16 protein-coding genes are annotated in these 24,763 nt (G+C 74.1%); 9 read left to right on the forward strand and 7 right to left on the reverse strand.

Annotated features, from left to right (window positions below; translation table 11 throughout):
* Positions 1-147 precede the first annotated feature (147 nt).
* Together FHS37_RS34680 and FHS37_RS34685 are read right to left on the reverse strand one after the other, a co-directional pair.
* Entirely contained in the window at positions 148-1,389 is a 1,242-nt protein-coding gene (locus FHS37_RS34680; protein WP_184828625.1) for a L,D-transpeptidase, read from the reverse strand.
* A 163-nt stretch (positions 1,390-1,552) separates the two neighbouring features.
* Positions 1,553-2,773: a L,D-transpeptidase gene (locus FHS37_RS34685; protein ID WP_184828627.1), complete on the reverse strand. Its 1,221-nt coding sequence runs from the start codon at positions 2,771-2,773 to the stop codon at positions 1,553-1,555.
* Between the two features lie 190 nt (positions 2,774-2,963).
* On the opposite strand from FHS37_RS34685, the gene glgX reads away from it, so the two are divergent.
* A complete protein-coding gene (gene glgX / locus FHS37_RS34690) occupies positions 2,964-5,216 on the forward strand; it encodes a glycogen debranching protein GlgX (RefSeq protein WP_184828629.1) in 2,253 nt (750 codons plus the stop codon).
* 31 nt (positions 5,217-5,247) lie between these two features.
* On the opposite strand, the gene FHS37_RS34695 is transcribed toward glgX, so the two are convergent.
* The 4 genes from FHS37_RS34695 to FHS37_RS34710 are packed head-to-tail and all read right to left on the reverse strand — an operon-like array spanning position 5,248 to position 8,855.
* Positions 5,248-5,892 (reverse strand): response regulator, encoded by a 645-nt coding sequence (locus FHS37_RS34695; RefSeq protein WP_184828631.1) that lies wholly within the window; start codon positions 5,890-5,892, stop codon positions 5,248-5,250.
* Positions 5,885-7,156, reverse strand: coding sequence for a sensor histidine kinase (locus FHS37_RS34700; protein WP_184828633.1), 1,272 nt, complete (start codon positions 7,154-7,156; stop codon positions 5,885-5,887). The genes FHS37_RS34695 and FHS37_RS34700 overlap by 8 nt, the downstream gene beginning before the upstream one ends.
* Before the next feature lie 29 nt (positions 7,157-7,185).
* Complete coding sequence (locus FHS37_RS34705; protein ID WP_184828635.1) at positions 7,186-7,935, reverse strand: ABC transporter permease; 750 nt, start codon at positions 7,933-7,935, stop codon at positions 7,186-7,188.
* On the reverse strand, positions 7,932-8,855 hold the full coding sequence (locus tag FHS37_RS34710) for an ABC transporter ATP-binding protein (protein WP_184828637.1): 924 nt from the start codon (positions 8,853-8,855) through the stop codon (positions 7,932-7,934). Before FHS37_RS34710 ends, FHS37_RS34705 begins: the two co-directional genes overlap by 4 nt.
* A 275-nt stretch (positions 8,856-9,130) precedes the next feature.
* Between FHS37_RS34710 and FHS37_RS34715 the strand changes: the two genes are divergently transcribed.
* From FHS37_RS34715 to FHS37_RS34740, 6 genes are all read left to right on the forward strand, one after another.
* Entirely contained in the window at positions 9,131-11,110 is a 1,980-nt protein-coding gene (locus FHS37_RS34715) for an ABC transporter ATP-binding protein (protein ID WP_221500666.1), read from the forward strand.
* Entirely contained in the window at positions 11,107-12,960 is a 1,854-nt protein-coding gene (locus tag FHS37_RS34720) for an ABC transporter ATP-binding protein (protein ID WP_184828639.1), read from the forward strand. Before FHS37_RS34715 ends, FHS37_RS34720 begins: the two co-directional genes overlap by 4 nt.
* A 27-nt stretch (positions 12,961-12,987) precedes the next feature.
* Positions 12,988-14,745, forward strand: coding sequence for an ABC transporter ATP-binding protein (locus tag FHS37_RS34725; RefSeq protein ID WP_184828641.1), 1,758 nt, complete (start codon positions 12,988-12,990; stop codon positions 14,743-14,745).
* Positions 14,742-16,502, forward strand: a complete 1,761-nt coding sequence (locus FHS37_RS34730) for an ABC transporter ATP-binding protein (RefSeq protein WP_184828643.1) — start codon at positions 14,742-14,744, stop codon at positions 16,500-16,502. The genes FHS37_RS34725 and FHS37_RS34730 overlap by 4 nt, the downstream gene beginning before the upstream one ends.
* A gap of 364 nt (positions 16,503-16,866) precedes the next feature.
* The gene (locus FHS37_RS34735; RefSeq protein WP_184828645.1) at positions 16,867-18,912 is read left to right on the forward strand and encodes a M4 family metallopeptidase; all 2,046 of its coding nucleotides are present in this window, start codon (positions 16,867-16,869) and stop codon (positions 18,910-18,912) included.
* 71 nt (positions 18,913-18,983) lie between these two features.
* The gene (locus tag FHS37_RS34740) at positions 18,984-19,502 is read left to right on the forward strand and encodes a DUF1990 domain-containing protein (RefSeq protein WP_184828647.1); all 519 of its coding nucleotides are present in this window, start codon (positions 18,984-18,986) and stop codon (positions 19,500-19,502) included.
* Between the two features lie 190 nt (positions 19,503-19,692).
* Here the strand turns inward: FHS37_RS34740 and FHS37_RS34745 are convergent, their stop codons facing one another.
* Positions 19,693-22,311 carry a glycosyltransferase family 1 protein gene (locus tag FHS37_RS34745; RefSeq protein ID WP_184828649.1) on the reverse strand — a complete coding sequence of 873 codons (2,619 nt, stop codon included), beginning with the start codon at positions 22,309-22,311 and terminating at the stop codon, positions 19,693-19,695.
* Positions 22,312-22,586: 275 nt separating this feature from the next.
* Here FHS37_RS34745 and FHS37_RS34750 point away from each other — a divergent pair, with 275 nt between their 5' ends.
* Both FHS37_RS34750 and FHS37_RS34755 read left to right on the forward strand, forming a co-directional pair.
* On the forward strand, positions 22,587-23,792 hold the full coding sequence (locus FHS37_RS34750; protein WP_184828651.1) for a S8 family peptidase: 1,206 nt from the start codon (positions 22,587-22,589) through the stop codon (positions 23,790-23,792).
* A gap of 273 nt (positions 23,793-24,065) precedes the next feature.
* Positions 24,066-24,763 (forward strand): maltotransferase domain-containing protein (locus FHS37_RS34755; protein WP_184828653.1); only part of this gene is annotated, 698 nt, incomplete at its 3' end.

The raw sequence follows: 24,763 nt of genomic DNA on the forward strand, positions 1-24,763 counted from the left end.
CGGTGACCAACGGCGACCGGGGTGGTGCGGTCGCTCACACCGGGCCGGGGGTCCGGGGGCCGCCCCCGGGCAGGCACAGCACGGTGACCAACGGCAGCGGCCCCGGTGCCGTGGCTCGCACCGGGGCCGCGTACGTCGCGCGGAGGGCTACGCCTTCCACTTCTCCCAGGACATGTTCCAGCCGTTGAGGCCGTTGTCCGGGGCGACGGTGGCGTCGTCGGAGTTCTTGACGATCACGACGTCACCGATCATGGAGTTGTCGAAGAACCAGGCGCCCGGTGCCTTCTTGTCCCAGCCGCCGCGCACGTCGCGCAGACCGATGCAGCCGTGGCTGGCGTTGTAGTTGCCGAAGGCTCCCCCGCCCCAGTAGTTGCCGTGCAGGAAGGTGCCGGAGGTGGTCAGGCGCATGGCGTGCGGGACGTCCTTGATGTCGTACTCGCCGCCGTAGCCGACCGTCGCCCCGTTCATCCGGGTCACCTTCAGCCGCTCGCTGATGACCATCTGGCCGTTCCAGGTCTCCATGCCGGCCTTGCCGGTGGTGACGGGGATGGTCTTGATGACCTTGCCGTCCCGCTTGACCTCCATCGTGAGCTTCTTGGCGTCGACGACGGAGATCTGCTCGCGGCCGATGGTGAAGGAGACCGTCTTGTCCTGCTCGCCGTAGACGCCGGGGCGGCCCTCGACGCCGTCCAGGTCGAGGTCGACGGTGACCTTCGTGCCGGCCTTCCAGTACTTCTCCGGGCGGAAGTCGAGGCGGTCGTTGCCGAACCAGTGGCCCTCGACCTCGACGGCGGGCTCCGTCGTGATGCGGATGGCCTTCTCGACGTCCTCGGGGTTGGTGATGCCCCGGGTGAAGCGGAGGGAGAACGGCATGCCGACGCCGACCTCGGAACCGTCCTCGGGGGTGAAGGTGCCGGTGAAGGTGTTCTGCGGCGTCAGGGTGGTGAAGCTGGAGTCCTCGGCGGCGACGCGGCCCTCGGCGTCCTCGGCGACCGCGTGCACGGTGTACTTGGTGGAGGCGGCCAGGTGGGTGGACGGTGTCCAGGTGACGCCGTCGCCGGACATCTTCCCCTCGACCTTCTCGCCGTCCGGGTCCTTGACGACGACCTGGGTCAGCCTGCCCTTGGCGGCGTTCACCTTCAGCGCGCCGCTGGTCTCCACGGACTTCGCGCCGTCCTTCGGCGCGATGCTGACGACGGCCTCGGACTGCTTGCTCTGCGCCGCGGTCGAGTCCTTGCCCTTGCCGTCACCCGAGCCGGAGCCCGGCTCCGTCCCCCCGCCGCCGCAGGCGGTCACCGCCAGCACCACACCGAGCGCCAGCGCCGCCAGCTTCCGGCCACCGCGCCCCCGCACGGCGACCGACGCCCCCGATATCGGCCCCTTGTTCAAGATGTTCTCCCCTCGGCGGGCCTGGCCGGACCCGCGCCCCCGCGCGTACCTCGCGCGCAGGGCGCATCGTAACCCCAGGCCAAGGGCGTGGGACGCGGCGGGATTGTCACCGTTCAGTCCCAACTTCCCCGGTACCGGGGAGGGCCGGCCCGCCGGCCGGGGATCACTTCACCGCACTGCCCGCCGTCCACTCCTTCCAGCTCATGTTCCAGCCACCGAGGCCGTTGTCGGCGGCGACCTTCTTGTCCTTGCTGTTGACCACCTCGACGACGTCGCCGACGAGGCTGCGGTCGAAGAACCAGCCCGCCGGGGTGTCCGCGCCGCCGCCCTTCACGTCGCGCAGGCCGATGCAGCCGTGGCTGACGTTCCGCCGGCCGAACACCTCGGGCTCGGTCCAGTAGTTGCCGTGCAGGAAGGTGCCGGAGCTCGTCAGGCGGATGGCGTGCGGGACGTCGGGGATGTCGTACTCGCCGCCGAAGCCGACCGTGCGGCTGTCCATGCGGGTGACCTCGAGCATCTCGGTGATCACCATCTTGCCGTTGTACGTGGTGGTCTTCGCCGCGCCGGCCGTGACCGGCACGGTGGTGAGCAGTTCGCCGTCCCGTCTGACCTCCATGGTGTGCCGGGACGCGTCGACGACGGAGACCTGACTGCGGCCGACGGTGAAGGTGAACGTGCGGTGCTGGAGCCCGTAGACCCCGGGCGCTCCCTCCACGTCGCGCAGCCGCAGCTCGACGGTGACCCGGGTGCCCGGCTTCCAGTAGTGCTCGGGGCGGAAGTCCAGGCGGGACGCGCCGAACCAGTGCGGGCGGATCTCGACGGCGGGGCGGGAGGTGACGCGGACGGCGCGTTCGACCGCCGCACGGTGGACGATCTTCCGGTTGAACTCCAGGGAGACGATCATCCCGGTGCCGACGGTGGAGCGGTCGTCCGGGGCGACGTAGCCGATGAAGCGTTCCTCCGGGACGTAGGTGGTGAAAGTGGTGTGGCGGGCCGAGCGGCGCCCGTCACCGTCCACGGCCACCGCGTCGACGGTGTACTTCGCGGCCAGTGCCAGCCGTTCGTCGTCGGGTTTCCAGGTCAGCCCGTCGGCGGAGACCCGTCCGGGGACCGGTGACTTCCGGGCGTCCTGCTCCATGACGACCTTCACCGACTCCAGCCGCCCGTCCGGCACCCGCACCCGCAGCTCCGCGTCGGGGCGTACCTGCTTGCTGCCGTCGCCGGGTGCGACGTGGATGACCTCCTCGGGTGCCGGGGGGCCGAACGCCCCGCCGATGGGGCCGTCCGAGGTACAGCCGGCGGCCCCGGTCAGCAATCCTGCCCATGTCAGTACGGCGGCCAGTGCGGCCCTCGCGCGCCGTGCGCGCCCTTGTACGTGCCTCACGCGGTGCCCAACGACGGGCCGCGTCCCCGGGAAACGACCATGCCGCCCCCCGGGGAAACGTGAGTGCGAGGCACGCTCTGGGCAGAACAGTGGGGAGGACGACGCGCCGGGAGCCGCGGCCGGAGCCGGGAGTGAGGGCCGCTGCACGCCCCTGTCCGCCGTCGTTCCACGAGCCGCGGGAGGCTGACAGGTGTCCAGCGCAGCCGAGCAGGAGGCGGTGGCCGGGGAGCGGGCCACCGGGGACGGGCGCCCGACGGTCGTCGTGGACGACGCGCGGCCGGCGCCGGCGCCCGTGTCCACGGTGTCCGTACGGCCGGGCCGGCCGATGCCGCTGGGTGCCCGGTTCCGGGTGGGCCCGGACGGGGTGGCCGGGACCAACTTCGCGCTGTGGGCGGGCGGGGCGGAGGGCGTCGAGCTGTGCCTGTTCGACGAACGGGGCAGGGAGACCCGGGCCCGGCTCACCGAGCTGACGCACGAGATCTGGCACGGCTTCGTGCCGGGCGTCCTGCCCGGCCGGCGCTACGGCTACCGGGTACACGGCCGCTGGGACCCGTGGACCGGCGCCCGCTGGAACCCGGCGAAACTGCTGCTCGACCCGTACGCGCGTGCGGTGGACGGCGACTTCGCGCTGCCCGCGGAGGTCTACGGACACGTCCGCGACTGGCCGGAGCAGCACGTCGCGGACACCGTGCGCGACGACCGGGACTCCGCGCCGTACGTCCCGAAGGGCGTCGTCGTCCACGATGACGACGACTGGGCCGACGACCACCGGCCGAAGACGCCGTGGGCGGACTCGGTGATCTACGAGCTGCACGTCAAGGGGTTCACCCGGCGGCACCCCGGCGTCCCCGAGGAACTGCGCGGCACGTACGCCGGGCTCGCGCACCCCGCGGCGATCGAGCACCTGGTGAAGCTGGGCGTGACGGCCGTGGAGCTGCTGCCGGTGCACCAGTTCGCGCACGAGGACCACCTGCTGCGGCGGGGGCTGCGCAACTACTGGGGCTACAACTCCATAGGCTACTTCGCCCCGCACGCCGGGTACGCGGCCTCCGGGACGACCGGGCAGCAGGTCGGCGAGTTCAAGCGGATGGTGCGCGCCCTGCACGCGGCGGGCATCGAGGTGATCCTCGACGTGGTCTACAACCACACCGCGGAGGCGGGCGAGCTGGGCCCCACGCTCTCCCTGAAGGGCATCGACAACCGCGGCTACTACCGCCTCCAGCCGGACGCCCGCCGCTACGCCGACTACACCGGCTGCGGCAACACCCTGCACGTCGTCCAGCCGCACGTGCTGCGCCTGATCACGGACTCGCTGCGGTACTGGGTGACCGAGATGGGCGTGGACGGCTTCCGCTTCGACCTGGCGGCGGCGCTGGCCCGCTCCATGCACGACGTCGACATGCTCTCCCCGTTCCTCGCGGTGATCGCCCAGGACCCGGTGCTGCGCCGGGTGAAGCTGATCGCCGAGCCGTGGGACGTGGGGTCCGGCGGTTACCAGGTGGGCGCGTTCCCGCCGCTGTGGACGGAGTGGAACGACCGGTACCGCGACGCGGTGCGGGACTTCTGGCGGCACGCCCTGCCGGACGTGCGGGAGATGGGCTACCGGCTGTCCGGGTCGAGCGACCTGTACGCCTGGGGCGGGCGGCGCCCGTACGCCTCGGTCAACTACGTCACCGCGCACGACGGTTTCACCCTGCGCGACCTGGTGTCGTACGACCGCAAGCACAACGAGGCCAACGGCGAGGGCAACCGGGACGGCACGGACGGCAACCGCTCCTGGAACTGCGGCGCGGAGGGAGAGACGCAGGACGAGGGCGTACGGGCCCTGCGGCGGCGGCAGCTGCGGAACCTGCTGACCACGCTGCTGCTGTCGACGGGGGTCCCGATGCTGGTCGCGGGCGACGAGATGGGCCGCACCCAGGGCGGCAACAACAACGCCTACTGCCAGGACAACGAGACCGGCTGGGTGGACTGGAGCCTGCTGGACGACCCCGGCTGGAAGGCCCTGTTCGAGCTGGCCTCCCGGCTGATCGCCCTGCGCCACCGGCACCCGGTGCTGCGCCGCCGGGCCTTCTTCTCCGGGCGCGCGCACTCCGCGGACGGGCTGCGCGACCTGGCCTGGTTCACCCCGCGGGGCGCGGAGATGACCGAGGGCGACTGGTACGCGCCCGCCGCCACGCTCGGCATGTACCTCTCCGGGCGGGACATACCGGGGCGCGACGAGCGGGGGGCGCCGGTCCTCGACGACAGCTTCCTCGCCGTGCTGCACGCCGGGGACGGGCCGGTGGACTTCGTGCTGCCGGGGCCGCCGTGGGCCGAACGGTACGAGGTGGTGGTGGACACCGGGCGGGAGGAGCAGGCGTCCGAACCGGGGACGGTGCACCGGGCGGGGACGTCGATCACGGTGCCGGGGCGGACGGTGCTGCTGCTGCGGGTGCGCTGAGCGGGCGGGGTGCCCGGGGAACAGGGGGCGGTCAGCCCAGGATGCCCCGGTCGTAGGCCGTCGCGACGGCCGCGGCGCGGTCCTTGACGCCCAGCTTGGCGTACAGGTGGGTGAGGTGGGTCTTCACCGTCGCCTCGCTGATGAACAGTTCGCGGGCGATCTCGCGGTTGGAGGTGCCCCTGGCGACCAGGGCGAGGACCTCGCGCTCGCGGGCGGACAGCGGTTCGCCGCCGGGCGGGCGGGGGGCGCGGACCGCGGAGACCAGGCGGGAGGCCACCGCCGGGGAGAGGACCGTACGGCCGTCGGCCGCCGCCCGCACCGCCGTGAACAGCTCCTCGCGCGGCGCGTCCTTCAGCAGGTAGCCGGTCGCGCCCGCCTCGATGGCGGGGAGGGTGTCGGAGTCGGTGTCGTAGGTGGTGAGGACGAGCACCTTGGCGCGGGCGCCGCGGCGGGACAGTTCGCGGATGGCGTCCACTCCCCCGCCGCCCGGCATGCGCAGGTCCATGAGGATCACGTCCGGGTCCAGGGCGGCGGCCCGCTCCAGCGCCTCGACCCCGTCCGCCGCCTCGCCGAGGACGCGGAAGCCGGGCGCGGACGCGAACATGCCGCGCAGGCCGTCCCGTACGACGGGGTGGTCGTCGACGATGAGGAGGGAGATGGCGGGGGCGTCAGTCATGGCGGACCAACGGTACGCGAGCCGACACCGCCGTTCCCAGGCCGGGTTCGGACTCCACGGTGAGGGAACCGGCGATGCGTTCGGCGCGGGCGCGCATGCCGTCGAGGCCGAAGCCGCCGGTGCCGGTGCGGGCGGGGCGGACGCGCGGGTCGAAGCCGCGTCCGTCGTCGCGGATGTCGAGGGTGACCTCGTCGCCGATGTAGGAGAGGGTGACGCCGGCCCGGCCGGCCTTCGCGTGCCGCGCGGTGTTGGACAGGGCCTCCTGGGCGATGCGCAGCAAGGTGGCGGCGACCTCCTCGTGGAGCGGTTCGGCGGTTCCGGTGGTGGTGAAGCCGGCGCGGACGCCGGTGCGTTCGCCCCAGGACGTGACGGTCTTCCGCAGCGCCTCGGGCAGTCCGTCCCGGTCCAGGGCGACCGGGGCGAGGTTGTGCACGGAGCGGCGGGCCTCGCCGAGGCTCTCGCGGGCGAGGTCCGTGGCCCGTGCGACGTGCTCGCGCGCCACCGCCGGGTCCGGGGTGCCCGCCACGACCTGGAGCTGGGCGATGATGCCGGTCAGCCCCTGGGCGAGGGTGTCGTGGATCTCGGCGGCCAGCCGCCGGCGCTCGTCGGCGACCCCGGCCTCCCGGGCCTGGACGAGGAGTTGGGCGTGCAGGGCGGCGTTCTCGTCGAGTGCCTGCTGCAACGCCGTGTTGGTGCGCTCCAGTTCGGCGATGGTCGCGGCCTGGGTGCGGGCGCGCTCCTCCTCCAGGCCGGCGAGGTGGGCGAAGAGGAAGAGCAGCGCGATGTTGACGGCCAGGACGGCGCCGAAGACCATCCATCCGGTCCGGTCGCGCGGCGGCAGTCCGCCGCTCTGCGAACCGGCGACCGTGACCGCGGTGACCAGCAGCCCGGGAGTGACGAGCCGCCGTGGCACCAGCCGTTCGGAGCCGAAGTAGCCGACCACCGCGTGGAACGCGAACAGCGGGTTCATCCAGGTCAGGGCGAAGCTGATGGCCGTGCGCAGCGCGAAGTAGGCCGTGCCCGCCGGGGACGGTCCCGGGCGGCTGCGCGCCGCGCGCCCCCACCACAGCTGGAGCACGAGGGCCGCGACGACGAGCCCGCCGGAGGCGTACACCTCCGTGCGGGTCATGCCGACCGCGGAGACGGTGCCCGCCGCCAGTGCGGTACCAATGCCGAGCAGGGCGTACGGTCCCCAGCGGTGGAACAGTTCCCACCGCTGCTCGAGCCTCGACGTCCCCCGTGTGCTGCCCACCGCCTGTGTCATCGCACCAGTGTCGGGCACGGCGCTCCGTCTCACTCCCAGCGGAACCAGCGGGTGGCGGCGGCCGTCAGCAGCACCGTCCAGGCCGCCGTCACGGCCAGGTGGGTCCAGCCCGGCCAGTCGCCGGCCGCGGCGTCGTTCAGGGCCTCGGCGGCGGCGCCGAACGGGGTCCAGCCGACGATGTCGGCGAGGAGGTCCGGCATGGCCTGCACGGGCAGCCACACGCCCGCGCAGAACATCGCGGGGAACAGCGCGGCGGACCCGACCGCGGCCGCGATCTTCGTCGTGCGGGACAGGGCGGAGAGCAGGGCCCCGAGGGCGAGGCAGGCGAGGACGGCCAGCAGCAGCGCGAGGAGGTACCCGACCGGTCGGCCCGGCAGTCGTACGTCGAAGGCGAGCCGGCCGACCGCGAGCGCGAGCAGGGCGGAGACCAGGGCGGCCCCGCCGAACACCAGCATCTGCGCGGACAGCAGGGCGGCGGCCCGGACCGGTGTGGTGGCCATCCGGCGCAGGATGCCGTGCTCGCGGTACCCGGTGAGGGTCTGCGGCATCCCCTGCACCCCGGCGACGATCACGCCGAGCAGCACGGCGACCGGCACGTAGGCGTCGACCGCGCGCAGTCCGCCGAGGGAGGGATCCGCTTCGCGGAAGGAGGGGACGGCGCCGAGGATCCCCAGCAGGAGGCTGGGGAAGAGCATGATCCAGAAGAGGTTGCCGGGTTCGCGCCGGAACAGGCGGACCTCGGTGCGCAGGACGGCGGCGTGGAACAGGGGGGTGGTCATGCCGAGGCCTCCTCGGTCGGGCCGGGCGTGCCCGTCAGGTCCAGGAACGCGTCGTCCAGCGTGGCGTCGGTGACCCGGAGCTGGTGCGCGGTGACGTGCGTGCGGGCGAGCAGCGTGATGACGGCGTTGACCGTCTCGTCCGTGCCGGACAGCGTGACGCGGCCGCCCTGGTGCTCGACCGAGGCGAGGCCGGGCAGCGCGCTCACGTCCCGCTCGTCCAGCGGCGCGGACGGGGAGAAGCTGATGACGGTGGCGCCCGCCGAGCGGCGGACCAGTCCGGCCGGGGTGTCCAGGGCGGCCACCCGGCCCCGGTCGATCACCGCGATCCGGTCGCAGAGCCGCTGGGCCTCCTCCATGAAGTGGGTGACCAGCAGGACGGTGACGCCGGCCGCGCGGATGTCCTCGATGAGCCGCCAGGTGTCGCGGCGGGCACGCGGGTCGAGGCCGGTGGTCAGCTCGTCCAGCACCATCACCCGGGGGTCGCCGACGAGCGCGAGCGCGATGAACAGGCGCTGCTTCTGGCCCCCGGAGAGCTTGCCGAACCGGGTGTCCAGCTGCCGGGTCAGGCCGAGGCGTTCGGCCAGCGGCCGCCAGTCGGCGGGCCGGGAGTGGAAGGCGGCGTACAGCTCCAGGGCCTCGCGGACGGTGAGCTTGGGCTGGAGTTCGCTCTGCTGGAGCTGGACGCCGAGGACGCGGGCGACCCGTTCGTGGTCGGTGACGGGGTCGAGACCGGTGACGCGGACCCGGCCCGCGTCGGGGACGCGCAGGCCCTCGACGCATTCGACGGTGGTGGTCTTGCCGGCGCCGTTGGGGCCGAGGATCCCGAAGATCTCGCCCTCCTCGACGGTGAAGGAGACGCCGTCGACGGCGGGCCGGCCGCCGTAGGACTTGCGCAGGTCGGTGACTTCGATGACGGGCATGGCCCCAGCCTCGCGGGGTGCGGGGCGGGCGCGCATCGGCCGTCGCGCTCGAAGCGGCATCAGCCGATCGGCTGATGGAGTGGTACGACTCCCGGGGCCCGGGCGGTGCGACCGGCCGGGACTCCGGCGCACGACCGGCCGGGATCCCCGCGTGCGCCCGGCCGGTGTGCCGGCGTGCGCCCGGTCGTCCGCGCAGGTCGTAGGACCGGAGACCGAGTCGGGTCCGGCCGAAACTCGGTGGGAAGTGTCAGTGGCCATCCGTAGGCTCACTGCTGATGGCCACCACACTCCCTCCCTCCCGGACCCGCTCCACCGTGCGCACGCTGCTGCGACTGTGGCCGTACGTACGGCCCGTGCGGACGCGGCTGTTCACCGCCGCGCTCGTCGCGATCCTCGCCTCCTGCATAGGGCTGGTCATCCCGCTCGTCCTGAAGTGGATGGTGGACGGGCCGATCGCCGACCGGGACCCGGCGGGCGTGTGGCTCGGCGCGCTGTACCTGCTGCTGCTCGGGCTGGCGGAGGCGCTGCTGTTCGGGTTCCGGCGCTGGCTGGTGGCCCGGCCGCTGTCGGGGGTCGAGGCGGCGATGCGGGCGGACCTCTACCGGCACCTGCAGCGGCTGCCGGTGGCCTTCCACGACCGGTGGCCGTCGGGGCAGTTGCTGTCCCGGGGCACCACGGACCTGATGCTGCTGCGCATGTTCCTGGCCTTCCCGCTGACGTTCCTCCTGGTCAACGGGGTGACGATCCTCGTCGGCGTGATCATCATGCTGGTCCAGGACTGGACGCTGGGACTGGTGATCCTCGTCCCCGCCGTGCCGGTGATGGTCACCTGTGTGGTCTTCGAGAAGCGGTACTCCAAGGCGGCGCGGCTCGCGCAGGACCAGGTCGGCGATCTGACCACGGTCGTCGAGGAGAGCGTGCTCGGCATCCGCATCATCAAGGGGTTCGGCCGGCACCGCAGTCAGGCGCGGGCTTTCCGGGAGCTGTCGGGGAAGCTGCGCGGCACGGAACTGCACAAGGCCCGGCTGCTGGCCACGATCCTGGGCGTCATCGTGACGCTGCCGGAGCTGGCCATCGGCGCGGCGCTGGTGCTCGGGGCCGTGCGGGTGGCCGACGGGGACCTGTCCGCGGGCACGCTGGTGGCGTTCCTGTCGACGGCGCTGGCGTTGCGCTGGCCGGTGGACTCGATCGGGTTCCTGCTGGCGATGAGCCAGGAGGCGGCCACCGCCACCGAGCGGTACTTCGAGGTGATGGACGCGGAGGAGGAGGAGCCGCGGGTTTCCGGCGAACCGGGGTCGACGCGGGCCGGGGCCGGGTCGCGCGGCCCGGCGGAGCGGGGTGCCTCCCCCGAGCCCTTCGGGCAGGGGGCACCCCCGGCGCCCGCCCTCCCCCGGGCTCCCGGCCTCGCTCGAGCAGGGGGGACCCCCGGCGCCCCTGGGGGTACCTCCCGGGCCCTTGAGGCACCGGGGGAGGCGCGACGGCCCGCGGCTGCCCGGGGCGGGCTGCGCTTCCACGGCGTCACCTTCCGCTACCCCGACGCCCCCGCCGGCTCCCCGCCCGTCCTCGACCGCATCGACCTGCACATCCGCCCCGGCGAGTCCCTGGCCCTGGTCGGCGCGACCGGCAGCGGCAAGACCACGCTGACCGCCCTGGTCCCGCGGCTGCACGAGGTGACCTCGGGGCGGATCACCCTGAACGGCACGGACATCACGGCGATGTCCCGCGAGGAGCTGCGCTCCCGGGTCGCCGTCGCCTTCGAGGAGCCGACGCTGTTCTCGGCCAGTGTCGGGGAGAACGTGCTGATGGGCGCCGGGACGGCCACCGCCGGGAAGGGCGAGCTGGAGCGGGCGCTCGGCGTGGCGCAGGCCGACTTCGTGTACGCGCTGCCGCAGGGCGTGGACACCCAGGTCGGCGAGCAGGGGCTCAGCCTCTCCGGCGGGCAGCGGCAGCGCCTCGCGCTCGCCCGGGCCGTGGTCGGGCGCCCCGACTTCCTGGTGCTGGACGACCCGCTGTCCGCGCTCGACGTGCACACGGAGGCCGCGGTCGAGGCCGCCCTGCGCCGGGTGCTCGCGGACACCACGGCCCTGATCGTGGCGCACCGCCCCTCCACCGTCCTGCTGGCCGACCGCGTCGCCCTGCTCTCCGGCGGCCGGATCACCGCGGTCGGCACCCACCACGAACTGCTGCGCGGCAACCCCGAGTACGCCCACCTCATGTCCGGCGACCCGGCGGGGGAACAGGAGGACATCCGATGACGGCGGTCACCACCGCGCCCGCCCGGGACAAGGACGACGACCGGTCGCCGGAGGAGACCGGCGACCCCTTCGACCGGGACGTCCTGCCCGCTCCCGCGGGCGCCACCGGCGCGCTGCTGCGCTCCCTGCTCTCCCCCCTGCGCGGCCGGGTCGTCGCCACCGCGCTGTTGCTGATGCTCCAGCAGGCGGCCGTGCAGGCGGGCCCGCTGCTGGTGGCGTACGCGATCGACCGTGCGGTGCCCGCCTTCCGGGCCGACGACCGCGGACCGCTGATCGCGGTGGCGGTGGGCTACCTGCTGTGCGCGGCGGCGGCCGGGGCACTGCAGTACGCGTTCGTCACCGCCTCCGCCCGGGTCAGCCAGGACGTGCTGCTCGATCTGCGCGGCCGGATCTTCCGGCACGCGCAGGCGCTCAGCGTCGACTTCCACGAGCGCTACACCTCGGGCCGGCTCATCTCCCGCTCCACCACCGACGTCGAGTCGCTGCGCGAGCTGCTGGAGGAGGGCCTGCAGGAACTGGTGACGGTCGTCCTGTCCTGCGTCTACATCTCGGTGCTGCTGCTCTGGCTGGACCTGGGGCTCGGCGCCGTCGCGGTGGCGTCCTTCCTGCCGCTGTACGCGCTCGTGCGGTCCTACCAGCGGCGGGCGGGCCGGGTGTACCGCAAGCGGTCCACGGCCATCGCGGCGGTGATCGTGAAGTTCGTCGAGACGATGAACGGCATCCGGCCGGTGCGCGCCTTCCGCCGGGAGGCCGCCAACGACGCCGACTTCGCGGTGCTGAACCGGCGGCACGAGCGGACCAACGGCGACGCGCTGCTGGAGATGGCCCGCTATGTCGTCGGCTCCCGGATCACCGCCAACACCACGGTGGCGCTGATCGTGCTGTGGGGCGCCTACCGGGTCGCGGACGCGTCGCTGGCCCTGGGTGTGCTGGCGGCCGCGGTGCTGTACCTGCGGCGGCTGTACGACCCGATCGACCGGCTCGGCATGTTCCTCAACTCCTACCAGTCGGCGGCGGCCTCGCTGGAGAAGATCGCCGGGCTGCTGGCGCAGACCCCGTCCGTGCCCGAGCCGGCCTCCCCCCGGGAGCTTCCGGAGCGGCGCTCGGAGCACCCCGGCCGCGAGGTCGTCTTCGACGGCGTCCGGTTCGCCTACCGCACCGGCGGCGAGGTGCTGCCCCGCTTCGACCTCACCCTCCCGGCCGGACAGACCGTCGCCGTCGTCGGCTCCACCGGCGCGGGCAAGTCGACCCTGGCCAAGCTGCTCGCCCGCTTCTACGACCCCACCGACGGCCGGGTCCTGCTCGACGGCGTGGACCTGCGCGACCTCGCCGGGCCCGAGCTGCGGCGCGGGGTGGTCATGGTGACCCAGGAGGCGTTCCTGTTCTCCGGCACGGTCGCCGAGAACATCGCCATCGGGCGGCCGGACGCCACCCGCGAGGAGATCGAGCAGGCGGCGAAGGAGATCGGCGCGCACGACTTCGTCGCCGCGCTGCCCGACGGCTACGACACCGACGTCCGCAAGCGCGGCGGCCGCATCTCGGCCGGCCAGCGCCAGCTGGTGGCCTTCGCCCGGGCGCTGCTCGCGGACCCGGCCGTGCTGATCCTGGACGAGGCGACCAGCTCGCTGGACGTCCCCGGGGAGCGGGCGGTGCAGCGGGCGATGGCGACGGTGCTGAAGGGGCGTACGGCGGTCGTCATCGCCCACCGGCTGTCGACCGTGGAGATCGCCGACCGGGTGCTGGTGATGGAGCACGGGCGGATCGTGGAGGATGGCAGCCCGGACGAACTCATCGCCGGGACGGGCCGGTTCGCCGATCTGCACCGGGCCTGGCGGGACAGCCTGGCGTAGGCGCGGGCCGCCGGCGGAGGGGGACGGATGATCGACGCGTACGAGGACCCCGGCACGCCCGACTGCCGGGGCGGGGCCCGCTACCTGTGGTGGCTGGTCCTGCGGCAGCCGGGGCGGTGTGCGGCGGGGGCGGTGTTCGGCAGTGCCTGGATGGTGCTGCTGGCGGCGACGCCGTACCTGATGTCCCGGGCGGTGGACGACGGGCTGGAGCCCGGTGACACGGGCGCGCTGGCCGGCTGGACCGGCGCGCTGTTCGCGGTGGGCGCGTTCAACGCGTGGCTGAGCGTCATGCGGCACCGCACCATGACCCGGGTGCGGATGGACGCCAACTTCCGCACCGTGAAGGTGGTCGTCGGGCAGACGGTGCGGCTGGGCGCCTCGCTGTCGCGGAGGGCGGGGGCCGGGGAGGTCGTCACCATCGGCGTGGGCGACGTGCAGGTGATCGCCGGGTCCCTCACGGTCGTCGGGCCCGGGGTCGGCGCGGTCGTGGCGTACGGGGTGGTGGCCGGGCTGCTGCTGTCGGTGTCGCCGCTGCTGGCGGGGGTCGTGCTGCTCGGGGTGCCGGTGATCCTCCTGGTCGTCGGGCCGCTGGCGGGACGGTTGCAGGGCAGGGAGACGGAGTACCGGGAGCGGCAGGGCGTGCTGACCGCGCGGATCGGCGACCTCGCGGGCGGCCTGCGGGTGCTGAGCGGACTCGGCGGCAAGGGCCTGGTCGCCGACGCCTTCCGCCGGGACTCTCGGCGGCTGCGCGAACAGGGTTACCGGGTCGGGGCGGTGACCAGCTGGATGCAGGCGCTCGGCGCGGGGCTGCCGGTGCTGTTCCTCGCGGGCGTGACCTGGATCGCGGCCCGGCTGGCCGCCCAGGGGCAGATCACCGTGGGCGAGCTGGTGTCGGTGTACGGCTACGTGTCCGTGCTGGTGTGGCCGGTGGCGTTCCTCATCGAGTGCGGTTACCTGCTGAGCCGGGGCGTGGTCGCCGCCCGGCGGGTGGCGGCGCTGCTGCGGCTGGAGCCGCCGGCCGACGCCGCCACCGCGGACGCGCCCGCGGAGCCGTCCGTGCTGTACGACCCGGAGTCCGGGGTGCGGGTGGCGCCGGGCCGGCTGACCGCGCTGACCGCCGCGCGGCCCGCCGACGCGCTCGCCGTGGTCGACCGTCTCGGCCGGTACGCGCCGTCGGCGGCCACCTGGGGCGGGACCCGGCTGGACGAGATCGCGCTCGCGCAGGTCAGGGAGCGGATCGTGGTCGCCGACCACGAGGCCGACCTGTTCGCCGGTCCGCTGCGGGAGGTGGTGGCCGGCGGCAGGGAGTCCACGGACGAGGAGGTGTCCCGGGCGCTGCACGCGGCGGCCGCCGACGACATCGTGCAGGGCCTGCCCGACGGTCTCGACTCGGTGGTGTCCGCCCAGGGCCGCAGCCTCTCCGGCGGCCAGCGGCAGCGCGTCCGGCTGGCGCGGGCGCTGCTGGCCGATCCGGAGGTGCTGCTGGCGGTCGAACCCACCTCGGCGCTCGACGCGCACACCGAGGCCACGGTCGCCGACCGGCTGAGGGAGGCGCGCCGGGGCCGCACGACGGTGCTGACGACCTCCTCGCCGCTCGTGCTGGACCGCGCCGACCAGGTGCACTTCCTGGTCGACGGCAAGGTCGCCGCGACCGGCGGTCACCGCGCACTCCTCGCCGCCGAGCCCGGTTACCGGGCGCTGGTGGCCAGGGACGCCGAGCCGGACGACGACGGGGACGCCGCCGGGAACACCGACGGGGACGCCGCCCGGGAGGCCGTGGGATGAGCCGGGCACAACTGCCCGTCGCCGGGCCCGCCGACGTGCGCCGGGCGGCCGTGGAGCTGGTGCGGGCCGACGGGCGGACCTTCGCCGCCGTCCTGGTCCTGAACGCGCTGGCCGCGGTGGCGGGGCTGGCCGGGCCCTGGCTGCTGGGGCGGATCATCGACGAGGTGCGCGGCGGGGGCGGGGTCGCCGCCGTGGACCGGCTGGCGCCGGTCATCCTGCTGTGCGCCGTCGCCCAGTTGCTGCTGGCCCGCTGGGCCCGGTACGTCGGGCACCGCTTCGGGGAGCGCACGCTGGCGCGGGTGCGGGAGCGGTTCGTGGACCGGGCGCTGGCGCTGCCCTCCTCGGTGGTGGAGCGGGCGGGGACCGGTGACCTGACGGCGCGGGGGACGGCCGACGTGACCGCCGTCGGCACAACGCTGCGCGACGCCGGGCCGGCGCTGCTGGTCAACGGGGTGCAGGCACTGTTCGTGACGGCCGCGGTCTTCCTGGTGGACCCGCTGCTCGGTGCCCTCGGGGTGCTGGCGCTCACCCCGATCTGGATCGTGCTGCGCTGGTACCTGCGCCGGGCGCGCGACGGCTACCTCGCCGAGGGCGCGGCCACCTCGGACGTGGCGGAGATCGTCGCCTCGACGGCCTCGGGGGCGCGCACGGTGGAGGCGTTCCGGCTCGAGGAGCGGCGGATCCGGGCGAGCCGGGACGCCCTGGAGACCGCCCGCCGCACCCGGTTCCACACGTTGTTCCTGCGCACGGTGTTCTTCCCGGTGGTGGAGGTGTCGTACCACCTTCCGGTGGCCGGGGTGCTGCTGATCGGCGGGCTGCTGCACCAGCGGGGAGCGGTGAGCCTGGGGGCGGTGGTGGCCGCCGCCCTGTACCTGCTCCAGCTGAGCGGGCCGTTGGACGAGGTCCTGATGCGGATCGAGCAGTTGCAGAGCGGCGGCGCCTCGTTCGCCCGGGTCGAGGGGCTGGCCCGGGCGCCGCGCGCCGCGGGCCGGGGCGACGGTCCGGATCCGGCCGACGACCGGATCGACGTGGCCGCCGCGCGCTACGCCTACGACGGGGGCGGCGAGGTGCTGCGCGGGGTCGACCTGACGGTGACGCCCGGGGAGCGGCTGGCCGTGGTGGGGCCGTCCGGGGCGGGCAAGACCACGCTGAGCCGGCTGCTGGCGGGGGTGGACGCGCCGACCGCGGGGACGGTGACCGTGGGCGGGGTTCCCGTGGTCGGGCTGGACCCGGAGCGGTTGCGTCGTCAGGTGGTGCTGGTCACCCAGGAGCACCATGTGTTCCTCGGGTCGGTCCGCGACAATCTGCGCATCGCCGAACCGGCCGCCGGTGACGAGGAGTTGTGGGCGGCGCTGACCGCGGTCGGCGCCGACGCGTGGGTGCGGGAGCTGCCGGACGGCCTGGACACGGAGCTGGGCGAGGGCGGCCGTGCCACCGACGGTTCGCAGGCGCAGCAACTGGCCCTGGCCCGCGTGGTGCTGGCCGACCCGCACACGCTGATCCTGGACGAGGCGACCGCCCTGCTCGACCCGACGACCGCCCGTCACACCGAGCGGGCGCTGGCCGCCGTCCTCCGGGGACGCACCGTCATCGCCGTCGCGCACCGGTTGCACACCGCGCACGACGCGGACCGCGTGGCGGTGATGGAGGACGGCCGGCTGACCGAACTGGGCGCGCACGAGGAACTGGTGGCGGCGGGCGGGGCGTACGCGGCGCTGTGGCGGTCCTGGCACGGGGACCGGCCGGACGGCCCGTGACACCGGGCGGCCCGTGACGCCGGACGCCGTGTGCCGTGAGCCGCGTACCGGGCAGGGCTTCGGTCCCGGTCCGCCCGGCCGGTCGGCCTTCGTCCAACGTTCCGCATATCGAACGTGAACTCCCGGACAACGAACGATTTCCGGCCAATGTTTTGACGCGCTCCTGACAGGGGTGGCGCTCGCCTGCCACTCTTCCCACGGCCGCTTCACAGCAACCCCACAGCACCGCTCCACGCCGTGCCGCGGCCGCAGCTCCGCACAGCAGCACGTGTTCCTGCGCACCGCCTCGTACCGCCCGGTCGGCCCACCCGTCGACCGGTCTCCCCTGGCCGCGCGATCCGCGGCCGCGCAGAAGGAGTCAGCGTTGAGCAGCAGGTCCTCCCACAGACGCACCCCCCGCACCGCGCACCGCCGCGCCGCGGCCGTCGCCCTCGCCGGGGTGGCCGCCCTGGTCGCCACGGCGGTGCAGTCCGGCAGCGCCACCGCGGCCCCGGAGCGGACACCGCCGGCCGCGAGCGCGGCGAAGCCGGGCTCCGAGTCGGTCCGGCTCACCCCGGCCCAGCGCGCCGAGCTGATCCGCGAGGCGAACGCCGCCAAGGCGGAGACCGCCGAGGACCTCGGCCTGGGCGCGAAGGAGAAGCTCGTCGTCCGTGACGTCCTCAAGGACCGCGACGGCACCGTGCACGTCCGCTACGAGCGCACCTACGACGGCCTGCCGGTCCTCGGCGGCGACCTGGTCGTCCGGGGCGACAGGGCCGGCGAGGCCGAGTCCGTCGTCAAGGCCACCCGGACCGCGGTGAAGCCCGCGACCACCACCGCCGAGGTGCCTGCCGCCCGGGCCGAGCGGCAGGCCCTGTCCGCCGCGCAGGCCGAGGACGCCAGGGGCGCCGACGTCGCCCGCGCCCCGCGCAAGGTGATCTGGGCGGCCGGGGGCGAGCCGGTCGTGGCCTACGAGACGGTCGTGGGCGGACTCCAGCACGACGGCACCCCGCAGGAACTGCACGTCGTCACCGACGCCACCACGGGCGAGAAGCTGTACGAGTGGCAGGCCGTCCGGAACGGGACCGGCCACACCGTCTACAGCGGCACCGTCGACCTGACCACCACGCAGTCCGGGTCCTCGTACAACCTCACCGACGGGGCGCGCGGCGGGCACAAGACGTACAACCTCAACCGCGGGACCTCCGGCACCGGCACGCTGTTCTCCGGCCCCGACGACGTCTGGGGCAACGGCAGCCCGTCCAACCTGGAGTCGGCCGCCGCCGACGCCCACTACGGGGCCGCGCTGACCTGGGACTACTACAAGAACGTGCACGGCCGCAGCGGCATCCGCGGCGACGGCGTGGGCGCCTACTCCCGGGTCCACTACGGCAACAACTACGTCAACGCCTTCTGGTCCGACACCTGCTTCTGCATGACCTACGGCGACGGCTCCGGCAACGCCAACCCGCTCACCTCGATCGACGTGGCCGCGCACGAGATGACCCACGGCCTGACCTCGAACACCGCGGGCCTGGTCTACAGCGGCGAGTCCGGCGGCCTCAACGAGGCGACCAGCGACATCTTCGGCGCGACGGTCGAGTTCTACGCGAACAACTCCTCCGACGTCGGTGACTACCTCATCGGCGAGGAGATCGACATCAACGGCGACGGCACCCCGTTGCGGTACATGGACAAGCCGAGCAAGGACGGCGCCTCCAAGGACTCCTGGTACTCCGGCATCGGCAACATCGACGTGCACTACTCGTCCGGGCCCGCGAACCACTTCTTCTACCTGCTGAGCGAGGGCAGCGGTACGAAGACCATCAACGGGGTCACCTACGACTCCCCCACCTCCGACGGCCTGCCGGTCACCGGCATCGGCCGCGCCAAGGCGGAGAAGATCTGGTTCCGCGCGCTGACCACGAAGTTCACCTCGACCACCAACTACGCGGGCGCCCGCACCGGCACCCTCGCGGCGGCCGGTGAGCTGTACGGCACGGACAGCGCCGAGTACAAGGCGGTCCAGGACGCCTGGGCGGGCGTCAACGTCGGCTCGCGCTCCGGTGGCGGCGGCGGTGGCGGTACGTCCTTCGAGAACACCGCCGACGTGTCGATCCCGGACAACGGCGCCGCGGTGACCTCCTCGATCACCGTCACCGGACGGACCGGCAACGCGCCCTCCAACCTCCAGGTCTCGGTCGACATCGTGCACACCTACAGCGGTGACCTGGTGGTCGACCTGCTGGCCCCGGACGGCACGGTGTACAACCTGCGCAACCGCACCGGCGGCTCCGCGGACAACATCGACCAGACCTTCACGGTCAACGCCTCCTCCGAGGCCGCCAACGGCACCTGGAAACTGCGGGTCCAGGACCGGGCACGCTACGACACCGGCTACATCAGCGGCTGGAAGCTCACCTTCCCGTAGGCCGTACGCGGACGCACGACGGCGGCACCCGGAACGCACCGTTCCCGGGTGCCGCCCTACGCTTGGGTCCCATGTCTTCGGCGGACTTCACCTACGACCACGTCGGCGCGACCCGCGAGCCGGGGTCCTGCCCTCCCGGATTCCACCCGATGCGCGTCCGCACCCGTCTCGGCGAGGGCGAGGAGGTCTTCCGACGGGCCGCGGAGGCGGTCCTCACCTGGGAACTGCACCGGGCCGTGGGCGTCGGCCTCGACGCCGACGCCGAGCGGGCGGCGCCCGGCGTCGACGTCACCGTCACCCTCGCCGGGATCGTCAAGGCGCCCTGCCGGGTGGTGTGGACGGTGGAGGAACCCCGCAGGGCCGGCTGGGCGTACGGCACCCTGGCCGGCCATCCGGAGTGCGGCGAGGAGTCCTTCGTCGTGGACCGCACGGGCGACGGGACGGTGTGGCTGACCGTCGAGGCGTTCAGCAGGGCGGCCCGCTGGTACGCCCGTGCGGGCGGCCCGGCCACCCGGGGACTGCAGCACGCCTACGCCCGCCGCTGCGGGAAGGTCCTGCGCCACCTGGCCACCCGGGGCATCGAGGACTGAGCCCCCCGAGCGGCCCGGGCCCGGTGCCGCGGCGCACCGCCGCACGGCGCCGACCGCCCGGAGCGCCCCCGCCCCGGGCCCTCCGCCGGACGGACCGCACGCTCCACGGCCACCGTGCCCGGCGCCACCGTGCCCGGCGCCACGGTGGCGTCGGGCACGGTGGCGTCCCGCGGCGCCGGGCGCCGGCGTCTCACCGCATCAGCAGCCCCGCCGCCTCCGCCGGGTCCTCCGACTCCACCGCGACCAGGCCCAGTTCCGCGCCGGACGCCAGCAGGCGGTGGCTGGGCAGGATGCGGACCGTGTAGCCGAAGGGCCCCGTGCGGTCGAGCGAGAGCGGGCCCTCGTACACCCAGCGGCCCTCCTGGTCGGGAGCGCCCACCGGTTTCAGCGGCACGAGGGACGCGTCGGTGATGCGGTCCTCCCCGTCCACCCGCCCGGAGACCGCCTGCACCTCGACGTCGTCCGGTCCGAGGTCGCCGAGGCCCACCCGGACCCGCAGCGCGAGGGTGGTGCCGAGTTCCACGGTGGCCGTCGTCGCGGACGTCTCGACGTGGTCGACGGTCACACCGTGCCAGGCACCGCGCACCCTGGCCTTCCACTCCGCCAGGTCGCGCGCCGTGTCCGGGTCCATCGCGCGGTGGGCGTGGGCGGCGGGCGCGTACAGGCGCTCGACGTACTCGCGGACCATGCGGCCGGCCAGCACCTTCGGGCCGAGCAGGGCCAGCGTCCGGCGCACCATCTCGATCCAGCGGTCCGGCAGCCCGCTCTGCCCGCGCTCGTAGAAGCGCGGCGTCACCCGCTGTTCCAGCAGGTCGTACAGGGCGGCGGCCTCTATGTCGTCGCGCCGGTCCGGGTCGGTGCCCGCACCGTCCGCCGTCGGGATCGACCAGCCGAAGTCGGGCTGGAACCACTCGTCCCACCAGCCGTCCAGGACGGACAGGTTGAGGCAGCCGTTGAGCGCGGCCTTCATCCCGCTGGTCCCGCACGCCTCCAGCGGCCTGAGCGGGTTGTTCAGCCAGATGTCGCAGCCGGGGTAGAGCTTCTGCGCCATCGCCATGCCGTAGTCGGGCAGGAACACGATCCGGTGCCGCACGCGCGGGTCGTCGGCGAACCGGACCAGCTCCTGGACGAGCCGCTTGCCGCCGTCGTCCGCCGGGTGCGCCTTGCCCGCGACCACGATCTGCACCGGCCGCTCGGGGTGCAGCAGCAGGTCCATCAGCCGGTCCCGGTCGCGCAGCATCAGCGTCAGCCGCTTGTACGACGGGACGCGCCGCGCGAACCCGATGGTCAGCACGTCCGGGTCGAGCACCCCGTCGATCCAGCCCAGCTCGGCCGCGGCGGCGCCGCGCTGGCGCCAGGAGGCGCGCAGCCGCTCGCGCACCTCCGTCACCAGCAGCCGGCGCAGGGACCGGCGCAGCTCCCAGATGTCCTGGTCGGGGATGTCCGCGACGGAGTCCCAGCGGTCCGAGTCGCCGACGCTCAGGGCCTCCTCGGCGCGCTGGGCGCCGATCTGCCGGGCGCCGAGCCGGAACACCTCGGGGGCGACCCAGGTGGGCGCGTGCACGCCGTTGGTCACGGAGGTGATGGGCACCTCCTCGGGGTCGAACCCCGGCCAGAGCCCGGCGAACATCTCACGGCTGACGTTTCCGTGCAGCAGGGAGACGCCGTTGGCGCGCTGGGCGAGGCGCAGGCCCATCACGGCCATGTTGAACAGGTTGGGCTCGCCGCCGGGGTAGGTCTCCATGCCGAGCCGGAGGATGCGGTCGACCTCCAGGTGCGGCAGCTCGGCGTGCGGGCCGAAGTGGCGGGCGACCAGTTCGCGGTCGAAGCGGTCGATGCCGGCCGGGACGGGGGTGTGGGTGGTGAACACGGTTCCCGCCCGGACCGCCTCCAGCGCCGAGTCGAAGTCGAGTCCGGCGGCGCGCAGTTCGGCGATGCGCTCCAGCCCGAGGAAGCCGGCGTGGCCCTCGTTGGTGTGGAAGACCTCGGGTTCGGGGTGCCCGGTCAGCCTGCAGTACGTGCGCACCGCCCGGACCCCTCCTATGCCGAGCAGCATCTCCTGGAGCAGCCGGTGCTCGCTGCCGCCGCCGTAGAGCCGGTCGGTGACGCCGCGTTCGCCGAGGTCGTTCTCCTCCACGTCGGAGTCCAGCAGGAGCAGCGGGACCCTGCCCACCTGGGCCAGCCAGATCCGGGCGCGCAGCGGGCGGTCGCCGGGCAGGGCGAGGGTGACCTGGGCGGGGGTGCCGTCGGCCTCCCTGAGCTGGTCCAGGGGCAGCTCGTTGGGGTCGAGGACGGGGTAGTGCTCCTGCTGCCAGCCGTCCCGGGACAGGGACTGGCGGAAGTAGCCGTGCCGGTAGAGCAGGCCGACGCCGACGAGGGGGACGCCGAGGTCGCTGGCGGCCTTGAGGTGGTCGCCGGCCAGGATGCCGAGGCCGCCGGAGTACTGCGGCAGGGCGGCCGTGATGCCGAACTCCGGGGAGAAGTAGGCGACGGCGGCCGGCAGCCGGTCGGTCTGGGCCTGGTACCAGCGGTCGCCGGTCATGTAGGCGTGCAGATCGTCCGCGACCGTCCCGAGGCGGTCCAGGAAGTCACGGTTCCCGGCCAGCTCGGCGAGGCGCGCGGGCGGCACGCCGCCCAGCAGCCGTACCGGGTCGCCGCCCGAGGCGGCCCAGCCCTCGGGATCGACGGAGCGGAACAGGTCGCGGGTCCCGGCGTGCCAGGACCAGCGCAGGTTGCGGGCCAGATCGCTGAGGGGCAGGAGAGTGTCGGGGAGGACGGGTCGGACGGTGAATCGACGGATCGCCTTCACATTCCACCTCGCGCGGTCGTGAAGGACGCGGTGTGCGTCCGGGCATCGCCACCGACAGTACCGGCGCGGGTGCGGTCCGCGCCGGGAGCCGGTGGACACCGTATCCGTCGTACCCCGGCCCAAACGATTCATCTCATGGCGGATATGGCCGATTCCGCACCCATGGGCGTCCTTGTGGCGTTCCACCCCGCACGAGACGCTGCCACCCTGGCGTGCCGCCCGCACCGGGTGCTCCCGGCGGCCCGCACGCCGAGTCGAGGAGGGGAACTCGGACCATGGCACGGACGCGAACACGGCGTCTGCGCCGGGCGGGGGTCATGACGGCGGTGCTGAGCGCCGCGGCGGTCTCGGCCGCCACCCTGCCCGCGCACGCCGCGCCCCCGCAGGGGCGGATACTCGGCGCCGGCGCACCCGGCTCCGTGACCGGCAGTTACCTGGTGACGCTGGAGGAGGGGACGCGGGCGCGCTCGGCGGCGGGGAGGGAACTCGTCGAGCGGTACGGGGTGAGAATCAGCCACACCTACGGCACGGCGCTGAACGGCTACGCCGTCCGCGCCGACGCGAGACGGGCCGGCCGGCTGGCGGCCGACCCCCGGGTCGCCTCGGTCGTCCAGGACACCCGGGTGACCTCGGGCCACACGCAGCGCCACCCGCCGTCCTGGGGACTGGACCGGATCGACCAGCGGAGCCGGCCGCTGGACGAGCGCTACACCTGGCCGGAGTCGGCGGGCGCCGGGGTGACGGTCTACGTGATCGACACCGGCGTCCGGATCTCGCACGAGGACTTCGCCGGACGGGCGCGCCACGGCTGGGACTTCGTGCAGAACGACCGGACCGCGCAGGACGGCAACGGCCACGGCACGCACGTCGCCGCCATCGCCGCGGGCACGTCGTACGGCGTCGCCAGGAAGGCGGAGATCGTCTCCGTCCGCGTCCTGGACGACACCGGCTCGGGCACCACCGCCCAGGTGATCGCGGGCATCGACTGGGTGACCCGGAACGCGAGGAAGCCGGCGGTCGCCAACCTCAGCCTGGGCGGGTTCCACAACGACCGGCTGAACGCCGCCGTCCGCACCTCCGTCGCGTCCGGCGTCACCTACACGGTCGCCGCGGGCAACGAGGGCGGGCCGGCCGCGCTGTACTCGCCGGCGGGCGTGCGGCAGGCGATCACGGTGGGCGCGACCGACCGGCAGGACAAGAAACCGGCCTTCTCCAACTACGGTTCGGCGCTCGATCTGTTCGCCCCGGGGGTGTCGATCACCTCGGCCTCCGCCGCGGGCGACCTCGGACGGGCCACCTCTTCGGGCACGTCGGCGGCGTCCCCGCACGCGGCGGGCGCGGCGGCGCTGTATCTCGCCGAGCACCGGCGGGCGACCCCGGCGCAGGTGGCGAAGGCGCTGGTCAGAGGGGCGGCGAGCGGGAAGGTGACCGGCCGCGGGCTCGGTTCGCCGAACCGGCTGCTCCAGGTACCGCGCTCCTGACGGCGCCCCGCGCGGCGTCCCGCGGCGCCCCGCGCGGTGGGGCGACCGGGGGCACCGACGGGCGTGGGAGCGCGCCCACACGGACCGGCCCCGTCCTGCCCGGACGGGGCCGGTCTTGCATGTCGACATACGCGTGAGTAGTTAACAAAGTGCCGGATTGCCCACCCGAACAGTGTGGGAAGGCTCCTGCGGGTACACCCCACAGGAACACCACGCAGGACCCACCTCCCCACAGTCATCCGCCCACCCACGTTGACGCGGACAGGAGCGGTCATGCCCGCCAAGCACCACTCGTCACCCCCTCCGACGCCCGGCGCCCGGACGCCTTCGCGGCGCGGCACCGGAACCCCTCCGCCCCTCCCGGCCGACGCCGGTCCCGCGCCGTCCGCCGGGCCGGCCCCCACGGCTCCCGCGACCGTCGTGGGGCGCATCCCCGTCCTCGACGTCCGGCCGATGGTCCGGGAGGGGCGCCGCCCGGCGAAGGCCGTCGTGGGCGAGACGTTCGAGATCTCGGCCACCGTGTTCCGCGAGGGGCACGACGCGGTGGCCGCCGATGTCGTCCTGAGAGACCCCGAGGGACGCCGGGGGCCGTTCACGCCGATGCGGGAGCTGGCGCCCGGCACGGACCGGTGGGGGGCGACCGTCACCGCCGGCGCGCCCGGGCTGTGGACGTACGCCGTGGAGGCGTGGGGCGACCCGGTCACCACCTGGCGGCACCACGCACAGATCAAGATCCCGGCGGGCCTGGACACGGAGGTGGTCCTGGAGGAGGGCGCCCGGCTGTACGAGCGGGCGGCCGCCGGGGTGCCCGACCCGGACGCGAGGGGCGTCCTCCTCGCCGCCGTGGACGCCCTGCGCGACGAGAGCCGCCCGGCCGCCACCCGGTTGGCGGCGGCGTTGACGCCTCGGGTGGACGCGGTGCTGGCCCGGTACCCGCTGCGGGAGCTGGTCACCAGCAGCGAGCCGCTGCC

The organism is Streptomyces griseomycini (genome assembly GCF_014203535.1).
In the GTDB taxonomy this organism is placed as follows: Bacteria; Actinomycetota; Actinomycetes; order Streptomycetales; family Streptomycetaceae; genus Streptomyces; species Streptomyces griseomycini.

Excerpts from the sequence above, each read along its gene's own strand:
- FHS37_RS34695 (WP_184828631.1), bottom strand. The coding sequence starts at position 5,892 with ATGACTGACGCCCCCGCCATCTCCCTCCTCATCGTCGACGACCACCCC.
- FHS37_RS34700 (WP_184828633.1), bottom strand. The coding sequence starts at position 7,156 with ATGACACAGGCGGTGGGCAGCACACGGGGGACGTCGAGGCTCGAGCAG.
- FHS37_RS34705 (WP_184828635.1), bottom strand. The coding sequence starts at position 7,935 with ATGACCACCCCCCTGTTCCACGCCGCCGTCCTGCGCACCGAGGTCCGC.
- FHS37_RS34710 (WP_184828637.1), bottom strand. The coding sequence starts at position 8,855 with ATGCCCGTCATCGAAGTCACCGACCTGCGCAAGTCCTACGGCGGCCGG.
- FHS37_RS34715 (WP_221500666.1), top strand. The coding sequence starts at position 9,131 with ATGGCCACCACACTCCCTCCCTCCCGGACCCGCTCCACCGTGCGCACG.
- FHS37_RS34720 (WP_184828639.1), top strand. The coding sequence starts at position 11,107 with ATGACGGCGGTCACCACCGCGCCCGCCCGGGACAAGGACGACGACCGG.
- FHS37_RS34725 (WP_184828641.1), top strand. The coding sequence starts at position 12,988 with ATGATCGACGCGTACGAGGACCCCGGCACGCCCGACTGCCGGGGCGGG.
- FHS37_RS34730 (WP_184828643.1), top strand. The coding sequence starts at position 14,742 with ATGAGCCGGGCACAACTGCCCGTCGCCGGGCCCGCCGACGTGCGCCGG.
- FHS37_RS34740 (WP_184828647.1), top strand. The coding sequence starts at position 18,984 with ATGTCTTCGGCGGACTTCACCTACGACCACGTCGGCGCGACCCGCGAG.
- FHS37_RS34750 (WP_184828651.1), top strand. The coding sequence starts at position 22,587 with ATGGCACGGACGCGAACACGGCGTCTGCGCCGGGCGGGGGTCATGACG.